At 75.3% G+C, this 7,787-nt stretch carries 6 protein-coding genes and 2 pseudogenes; 5 read left to right on the top strand and 3 right to left on the bottom strand.

All coding sequences use genetic code 11. The features are described 5' to 3' along the window. The coding region (locus tag ACOJUF_RS14205; RefSeq protein WP_420122483.1) for a transglutaminaseTgpA domain-containing protein at nucleotides 1-1,733 on the bottom strand (1,733 nt) is incomplete at its 3' end. Nucleotides 1,734-1,999: 266 nt separating this feature from the next. Between ACOJUF_RS14205 and ACOJUF_RS14210 the strand changes: the two genes are divergently transcribed. Continuing rightward, on the top strand, nucleotides 2,000-2,320 hold the full coding sequence (locus ACOJUF_RS14210) for a hypothetical protein (protein ID WP_420122484.1): 321 nt from the start codon (nucleotides 2,000-2,002) through the stop codon (nucleotides 2,318-2,320). On the opposite strand, the pseudogene ACOJUF_RS14215 reads toward ACOJUF_RS14210, so the two are convergent. Both ACOJUF_RS14215 and ACOJUF_RS14220 read right to left on the bottom strand, forming a co-directional pair. Then, nucleotides 2,269-2,901, bottom strand: a pseudogene (locus tag ACOJUF_RS14215) (DUF58 domain-containing protein); the annotation flags it as partial. The gene ACOJUF_RS14210 and the pseudogene ACOJUF_RS14215 overlap by 52 nt on opposite strands. A gap of 166 nt (nucleotides 2,902-3,067) precedes the next feature. Continuing rightward, nucleotides 3,068-4,054 (bottom strand): AAA family ATPase, encoded by a 987-nt coding sequence (locus tag ACOJUF_RS14220; protein WP_420122488.1) that lies wholly within the window; start codon nucleotides 4,052-4,054, stop codon nucleotides 3,068-3,070. 209 nt (nucleotides 4,055-4,263) lie between these two features. Between ACOJUF_RS14220 and ACOJUF_RS14225 the strand changes: the two genes are divergently transcribed. From ACOJUF_RS14225 to ACOJUF_RS14240, 4 genes and pseudogenes are all read left to right on the top strand, one after another. Next, nucleotides 4,264-4,743 (top strand): GtrA family protein, encoded by a 480-nt coding sequence (locus ACOJUF_RS14225; RefSeq protein WP_420122485.1) that lies wholly within the window; start codon nucleotides 4,264-4,266, stop codon nucleotides 4,741-4,743. A 675-nt stretch (nucleotides 4,744-5,418) separates the two neighbouring features. Further along, nucleotides 5,419-5,853 (top strand): division/cell wall cluster transcriptional repressor MraZ, encoded by a 435-nt coding sequence (gene mraZ, locus ACOJUF_RS14230; RefSeq protein WP_420122486.1) that lies wholly within the window; start codon nucleotides 5,419-5,421, stop codon nucleotides 5,851-5,853. A 298-nt stretch (nucleotides 5,854-6,151) separates the two neighbouring features. Beyond that, nucleotides 6,152-7,186 carry a 16S rRNA (cytosine(1402)-N(4))-methyltransferase RsmH gene (gene rsmH / locus ACOJUF_RS14235; RefSeq protein ID WP_420122487.1) on the top strand — a complete coding sequence of 345 codons (1,035 nt, stop codon included), beginning with the start codon at nucleotides 6,152-6,154 and terminating at the stop codon, nucleotides 7,184-7,186. Continuing rightward, nucleotides 7,183-7,787: pseudogene (locus tag ACOJUF_RS14240) on the top strand (hypothetical protein); the annotation flags it as partial. The gene rsmH and the pseudogene ACOJUF_RS14240, both read left to right, overlap by 4 nt.

Consider the following 7,787-nt stretch of genomic DNA (forward strand, 5'->3'; position numbering starts at 1 on the left):
AGCAGGTCGCCGCTGGGGCCGGCCGGGTCGGCCGTCGCGGTCGGCGTCGCCCCGGCACCACCGGTGAAGCCCTGCTGGCCGCCCTGCCCGCCACCCAGCGGGGTCGGGTCGAACTCGACCCAGCCGGCGCCGTCGAAGGGCACCTCGACCCAGGCGTGGGCGTCGTGACTGTTCACCAGGTAGGCGCCGGAACCGTCCGGCACCCCCTGGGTGAAGCCGACGGCGACCCGGGCGGGCACCCCGACGGCGCGCAGCATGACCGCCATCGCGGTGGCGTACTGCTCGCAGTACCCCTGCTTGAGGGTGAGGAAGTCCAGCAGCAGGTCGCCGCTGGTGCCGGTGGGCACCTGCAGCGAGTAGACGAACCCGTTGGCCGGATCGGTGAACCAGGTCCGCAGCCGGTCGGCCTTGTCGAAGGCGGTGGTGGCGCCGGCCGTGACCTCGACGGCCTTCGCGATCACCTCGGGGCGCAGGTTTCCGGTGTCCAGCAGTTCGCCGCCGGCCGAGGTGGTGTCGGCCCGCAGCTCGTCCACCGAGGGCCGGTCGAAAGTCGCGGTGATCCGGTACGGGTTCGGGGTGATCTGGTCCGGCCGGTGCACCGACTCCAGCGACGAGTCGAACGACCAGCCCGGGTCCACCTGGCCGAGCGCGGTCACGCCGTTGTAGATCGGCAGGAACACGTCCTGGTATCCCAGGGGGGTCACCGTGACGTTGGTCTGCCCGACGCCGAGCGGCTGGTTCGGCAGCGGCCCGTCGGCCAGCTGGTCGACCGACCAGCCCTCGTTCGGCGTCCACCGTTCCAGGCCGACGGTCCGCAGATAGGCCGGACCGGGCAGGCCGTCGACCCGGAACAGGTCGACCGGGGCGCCCTGCTCCAGGTTGCCCCGCAGCGACGTGAACGGCGACAGCCCCACGGCGGAACCGGCACCGGAACTCGTCCGCGGCAGCCGTCCGGTCGTCCCGATGCCGGTGACGCTGTCGGCGACGAGCAGCGCGACGACGGTGGCGACCACCGCCACCACCAGGCCGGACGCCACCTGGGTGAGGGCCGCACCGGTGCCGATCCTGGTGCCGGCCCGCCCGCCGGTCAGCCCGGACGCGACCAGCAGCATGGCGTAAAGGACGGCGGGCGCCGCGAACGCCGCCCACGGCAGCATCGACACGTCGATCGAGGCCGGCACGGCGTACAGGCACAGCAGCGGCAGCGCGACCAGGGCCGGCGCCCGGCACCAGGCGATCAGCATGTCGACGACGAGCGCGGTCGCCGCGACGGACACGCAGATGAGGAACGACAGCTCGGTCGAGGACGGGGCGGGGGAGACCTGGCTGCGGATCTGCGTCCAGGCCCCGGTCAGCAGGTCGCCCGCCTCGGTCAGGACCGCGCCGTTGGGGATCACGCCGCCGTACCCGCGGACGGTGAACAGGGCGGTCATCGCGATCAGGGCCGCGGCGATCTGCAGCAGCACCACCAGCGGCGCGGGGGCGCGGGCGAGCCGGGCGCCCACGCCGACCAGCCAGATCACCGCGACGACCTCGGCGGTGGGCCAGAGCCACTCGCCGCCGCTGATCATCGGCGGGATGGCCATCGTCCCGGCGAGCACGGCGAGCGCGCCGAGCAGGGCGGTGACCGCGTGGGTGGGCGGCCCGCCGGCCGGGGCGGCGACCGGCGGTCGGGGAGGCGGTCCGGCCGGCCGGGGCGCCGCCGGACCCCGGGGCGGGGCGAGCGTGCTCACGTGACCGTCGGGATCGCGGCGGGATTCGGGGGCGCCACCGGGGCGGCGGTCGCGATGCGCCACGCCCCCGGCGCGCGGGCCGCCGGCCGGGCGCCCGCGCCCGACCCCGCGAGCCCGCCCGGCAGGCCAGCGCCCACGCCCCGGCGAGGTCGTCGCCGCGGCGGATCCGCACCACGCGCCAGCCGGCCGCCTGCAGCGCGGACGCGGCCGCCGGGTCACCGACCGGACCGGGTCCGGGCCAGGTGGCGGTGTCCAGGACGAACGCGATGCCGGTGGTGCCCCGCCGCCGGGCCGCCGTCAGGAGCCGGGCCGAGGGGGCGTCGAGCGCGCCCAGCACGGCGATGACCAGCCCGGTGCCGCCGATCGCCGACGCGGTCAGCGTCCGGGTGTCCGGCTCGAGCACGGCCAGCGCCGCCAGCACGTCGTCCTCGATGTCGCGACCGGTGGCCAGGACGGCGCCGGAGTGCGTGGTCACCCGGATCTGGTGCTCGGCGGCCAGCAGATGGACGCTGATCGACGCGGCCAGGCTCACCGCCGTCTCCAGGCTGGCGCCGGCCCCGGTGCCGACGTGGGCCGCCGCCCGGTGATCGAGCATGACCACCGCGCCGCCGTGCGAGACGGGCTCGTTGAGCCGGACCATCAGCTCGTCGTGCCGGGCCGAGGCCCGCCAGTGGATGGTCCGGATGTCGTCGCCGCTGCGGTACTCCCGGATGCCGACGTCCGGGTCGCCCGACGACACGCCGGCCACCGCCCGGTCCGCGGCGGCCGACCGGCTGCCCGCGCTGGGCGGCATGCCGGCCAGATCGACCAGGGTCGGCACCACCAGCACCGTGCTGTGCACCGGCAGCGTGCGGACGTCCTCCCACAGCCCGAACGGATCGCCGACCCGGACCGTCGGCGCCCGGAGCACGAACCGGCCGCGGCGCTGCGGGCGCAGCTCGAACTCGGTCCGGGCCCGGTGGGCCGCGCGCAGCGGCGGCATCAGGCAGCGCAGGCCGGCGGTCAGCTCCGGAGTGGCCGGCTCGGTGACCTCCAGGGCGGCGCTGCGCAGCGAGCCGGTATTGGTGATGGTCAACTGCACCTGGCCCCGGGTCCCCGGCATCAGCCGCGGCGGCGTCACGAGATGGTCGGCCGACAGCCGCACGCTGCGCACGGCCCAGGCGAGCATGGCCAGCAGCGGCAGCACCGCGGCGAAGACGCCGACCCGCAGCAGATCCCGCTCGTCCAGCAGAACGGCGCAGATCCCGGCCGCGATCCCGCCGGCCAGCAGGCAGCGGCCGCGGGTGGTGAGCCCGCGCAGGCCGGCCGGGCGGGCCCGCCGGGGGGTGGGCGCGTCAGCCACCGCGCGGCACCCGCAGGCGGGAGAGCAGGACGCGGACGATCTCCTCCGCCGACCGCCGGGCGGCGTGCGCCTCGACCGTCAGCAGCAGGCGGTGGGCCAGCACGGGCACGGCCAACCGCTGGATGTCGTCGGGCACCACGAAGGCCCGACCGTCCAATGCGGCCGCCACCTTGGCCGCCCGGGCCAGGTGCAGCACCGCCCGGGGCGACGCGCCGAGCCGCACCTCGGGCACCGATCGGGTCGCGGCGACCAGGTCGACCAGGTACTGCCGCAGCGGCGGGGCCAGGTGCACGGCGGACACCGCGTCGATCAGGCCGGCGACGGTGGCGGCGTCGGTGACCGGGCGCAGCGCCTCCAGCGGGTCCACCCGGTCCCGGTCGGCCAGCATGCCGACCTCGGCGGCCCGGTCCGGGTACCCGACCGACATGCGGGCCAGGAACCGGTCCCGCTGCGCCTCGGGCAACGGGTAGGTGCCTTCCATCTCCACCGGGTTCTGGGTGGCCACCACGAGGAACGGGCGGGCCAGGCGGTAGCTGGTGCCGTCGACCGTGACCTGGCGTTCCTCCATGCATTCCAGCAGCGCCGACTGGGTCTTGGGGGAGGCCCGGTTGATCTCGTCGGCCACGACGATGTTGGCGAAGACCGGGCCCGGCCGGAACTCGAACCGGGCGCTCTGGCGGTCGTAGACGCTGACGCCGGTGACGTCGCTGGGCATCAGGTCGGGCGTGAACTGCACCCGGCTGACGGTCGCCTCGACGCTGCGGGCCAGCGACTTGGCCAGCACGGTCTTGCCGGTGCCGGGCACGTCCTCGATCAGCAGGTGCCCCTCGGCGAACAGGGCGACCAGGGCGAGGCGGATGACCTCGGGCTTGCCCAGCACCACCCGCCCGATGGCGGCCGCGATCTGCTCGCCGGTCCGCCGGACGGCCTCCAGGTCGGGTGGCGCCGCCGTCGTCGAACCTCCGCCCGGCCCCTGCATCGGACCCAGGTCGACGCCCTGTACCACGGCTGCTTCCTCCTGACCGGCGCGCGGCCCGGGCGAGCGCCTGGGACCAGTCTGCCAGCCCGGCCCGGCCGGGCCCGGGGATCGGCGACCCGCCGGCTCCCGGTGGCGCGGCGCCGGGAAGTCCGGCCGGTCCGACGGTGTGTTGGTCGGGACGACCGGTCACGCTCGGTAGCATCAGCCCAATGGCCACCACCGCCGAATCCCAGGTCCGCGCGCCCGGACGCCTCCGCGCGGCCGCCTCGGCGTTGATCGCCCCGCTGGCCAAGTTCGGCGTCGTCGGCGCCGTGGCGTACGTCGTCGACGTCGGCCTGTTCAACCTGCTGAGCTACGTCGGCTCGCCGCCCCTGCTGGAGGGCCAGCCACTGGCGGCCAAGATCGCCAGCGCCGGCCTGGCGACCGTCGTCGCCTGGCTGGGCAACCGCTACTGGACGTTCCGGCACCAGCGGCGGCCGGACCGGGCCCGCGAGTTCGCGCTCTACCTCGTCATGTGCATGATCGGCCTGTTGATCTCGCTGAGCTGCCTGTGGGTGTCCCATTACGTGCTGGGGTTCACCTCGCCGTTGGCCGACAACATCTCGGCCAACGTCATCGGCCTGGCCGCCGGGACCGCCTTCCGGTTCTGGGCCTACCGGCGCTTCGTCTTCACCCACCAGATCGCCTGAGGGTTCTGACCCACCAGGTCGCCTGAGGCCGCCCGGTCGCCCCACCGTTCCCCACCGGCGGCCGGGTCCGCCGCGGGGCACCGGTACGGCGCCGGTCGCCACCCGCCGTCGGCCGCCTCCCGACCCGTTCGGTTCACCCCGGACGACCTCCCGCATCTCGACCCGTGCCGATCGCGTCCCCTGTCGGCCTCGTCCCGGCCCCGGGGCGCCCCACACCGCCCCACCCGGGTGCCGTCGCGCCCACCGCCGGTCTCCACCGGGCCCCACCCCGGCCCCGCCGCCGCGACGTCGACCGAGCCCGAGCGCGGCGGTGATCGAGCCTCCGAGCTGCGGATTCGCGGCCGCCGGAGCCGGGTCGGGCGGGACGGGGGCGCCCCGCCGGCCCGGGCGCATCCGGGGCCACATCCGGGCAGCGGTCGGGCTCGGGGCGGGCCGGAGGTGGCCGGGCACCCGCAGCGCGCGGCCGGGGCCCCGCCGCCCTCCACCGTCCCCCACCGGCATGACGTGCGGTTTCTCGCCGACACCCCGGGAAAAGTTGGTCACGGAGGGGTCACGGTGGCGCGAAGTGGGTTAGAGTGGAGGAACCTGGGGGAGCGAGCCTGATCAACGGGCCCGGACCTCCGGCAGGCGGGAACGGACACCCCGGTCGGCCGCCGTCGCGAGGAGGTGCCACGGATGCCCAAGGGCTTCTACGGCACCTACACGCCGCGGATGGACGACAAGGGCCGGGTGACGTTGCCGGCGAAGTACCGGGAGTCGTTCAAGAACGGGGTGATGCTGGTGCGGGGTCAGGACCACTGCCTCTACCTCTTCACCCCCGAGGGGTTCGAGGAGTTCGCCGAAGCGGCGATCAACGCCCCGATCACCGACGAGCGCGCCCGTGGCTACCAGCGGTACATGCTCGCCAACACCGACGAGCAGCGTCCGGACGCCCAGGGCCGGATCACCGTCACCCCGCGCATGCGCGAGTACGCCCGGCTGACCAAGGATCTGGTCATCACCGGCATCGGCCTGCGCATGGAGCTGTGGGACGCCGACGAGTGGGCGACCTACGAGGCGGAGCAGGAGGCGGCCTACGCCGCGCCGGAGCGGGGGCTGCTGGGCACCTGACCCGCTCGCCGAGCCGCCGGCGGTTCCTGCCGCCCGGCCCGCATCCGCGCCGGCCCTGACACGACTTCCCCCGTGCCAGGACCACTCGGCCCTGACACGACTTCCCCCGTGCCAGGACCAGCCGGCCCTGACACGACTTCCCCCGTGCCAGGACCACCGCGGATGGGGACCAGGAATCAGGACCCACCCCCGCTCCATCGGCTCCCTTCGCCCCACCCGGCCCCCCCACCCAGCCCCACCGTTCGCAGATCCACCAGGCGCAGCCCACCGGCGGCCTCGGCCAGAAGGGACACCGCCGATGCGGGACCGGGCCGACGCCACCGGGGGAGCCGGGGATCCGGAGGCCGGACCCGACGACCGCCGGCACATCCCCGTCCTGGTCGACCGGGTCGACGAGCTGCTGGCCCCGGCGATCGAGGCGGCCTCCGCGGACGGCGCCACCGACGTCGTGCTGGTCGACGCGACCCTGGGCATGGGCGGACACACGCTGGCCCTGCTCCGGGCCCATCCCGCGCTCCAGGTGGTCGGCATCGACCGCGACCCCCAGGCGCTGGCCATCGCGCAGGAGCGCATCGCCCGGGCCGGTCTGGCCGACCGGGTCCAGCTGATCCACGCGGTCTACGACCGGATCGGCGAGGTCATCTCGGACACCGTGCGCTCCGGCCGGGTGCAGGCCGTGCTGTTCGACCTCGGCGTCTCGTCGGTCCAGCTGGACGAGGCCGACCGCGGATTCGCCTACGCCCAGGACGCACCGCTGGACATGCGGATGGACCCCGGCTCCGGGATCACCGCGGCCGAGGTGGTCAACACCTACCCGGGCGCCGAACTGACCCGCATCCTGCGCGAGTACGGCGAGGAACGGTTCGCCCAGCGCATCGCCCGGGCCGTGGTCACCGAGCGGGCCAAGCGCCCGTTCACCACCAGCGCCCGGCTGGTCGAGCTGGTCAAGGCCAGCATCCCGGCGGCCGCCCGGCGCACCGGCGGCAACCCGGCCAAGCGCACCTTCCAGGCCCTGCGGATCGAGGTCAACGACGAGCTCGGTGCCCTGCAGCGCGCGATTCCCTCGGCCCTGCAGCACCTGTCGGTGGCCGGCCGGATCGTCGTGATGTCGTACCAGTCTCTCGAGGACCGGATCGTCAAGCGGGCGATCGCGCCGCTGACCGTGTCCCGCACCCCGGTCGAGCTGCCCACCGAGCTGCCGGGCCACGAGCCGGAGTTCCGCTGGCTCGTCCGGGGCTCGCAAGCCCCCACCGACCACGAGATCCAGGCGAATCCCCGGGCCGCATCCGCGCGCCTGCGGGCCGCCGAACGCATTCGGGAGGCCAGCTCATGACCACGATGAGGACCGGGGACCGGGCCGCCCGCACCGCGCCGGCGGACTCGCCGTCGACGGACGACGCGGCGGCCGACGCGCTCGGCTCCGAGACCCGGCGGCTGTCCTCGGCCTCGACGGCCTCGTCGCGCCGGGCCTACGAGCGGCGTATCCGGCGGCGCCAGAAGATGTCCGACGACCGGCTGGTCCGTCCCGGCCGCGTGGTCTCGACGACCGCGCTCAACCGGGCGCCGTTCGTCGTCGGCCTGATCGCGCTGCTCGGCCTGGGCGTCACCGCGGTGCTGTGGCTGAACACGCTGACCGACGAGGCCGGCATGCGCACCTCGACGGCCAAGAGCAAGACGACCGATCTGCGGCTGACCATCGAGCAGCTGCGGCACGACGTGGCGATGCTCGACGCGACCCCCCGGATCGCCGACCAGGCCAAGGCCCTCGGCATGGTCCAGGCCGGCGATTCGGCCATGCTGATCGTCGACGGCTCGGGCGCCGGCACCGTGGTCGGGGAGCCGTCCTACGTGCCCGCCCCCGCCCCGTCGGCCGCCCCGTCGGCGCAGTCCGCGCCGGCCGCCGCGCCGGACGCCGCTCCCGCCGCCCCGGCCGA

The organism is Nakamurella sp. (genome assembly GCF_048594475.1).
Classification (GTDB): domain Bacteria; phylum Actinomycetota; class Actinomycetes; order Mycobacteriales; family Nakamurellaceae; genus Nakamurella.

What these genes read in the sequence shown, in the direction of transcription:
- ACOJUF_RS14210 (WP_420122484.1), top strand. Translation starts at nt 2,000, where the DNA reads ATGCCGGTGGTGCCCCGCCGCCGGGCCGCCGTCAGGAGCCGGGCCGAG.
- ACOJUF_RS14220 (WP_420122488.1), bottom strand. Translation starts at nt 4,054, where the DNA reads ATGCAGGGGCCGGGCGGAGGTTCGACGACGGCGGCGCCACCCGACCTG.
- ACOJUF_RS14225 (WP_420122485.1), top strand. Translation starts at nt 4,264, where the DNA reads ATGGCCACCACCGCCGAATCCCAGGTCCGCGCGCCCGGACGCCTCCGC.
- mraZ (WP_420122486.1), top strand. Translation starts at nt 5,419, where the DNA reads ATGCCCAAGGGCTTCTACGGCACCTACACGCCGCGGATGGACGACAAG.
- rsmH (WP_420122487.1), top strand. Translation starts at nt 6,152, where the DNA reads ATGCGGGACCGGGCCGACGCCACCGGGGGAGCCGGGGATCCGGAGGCC.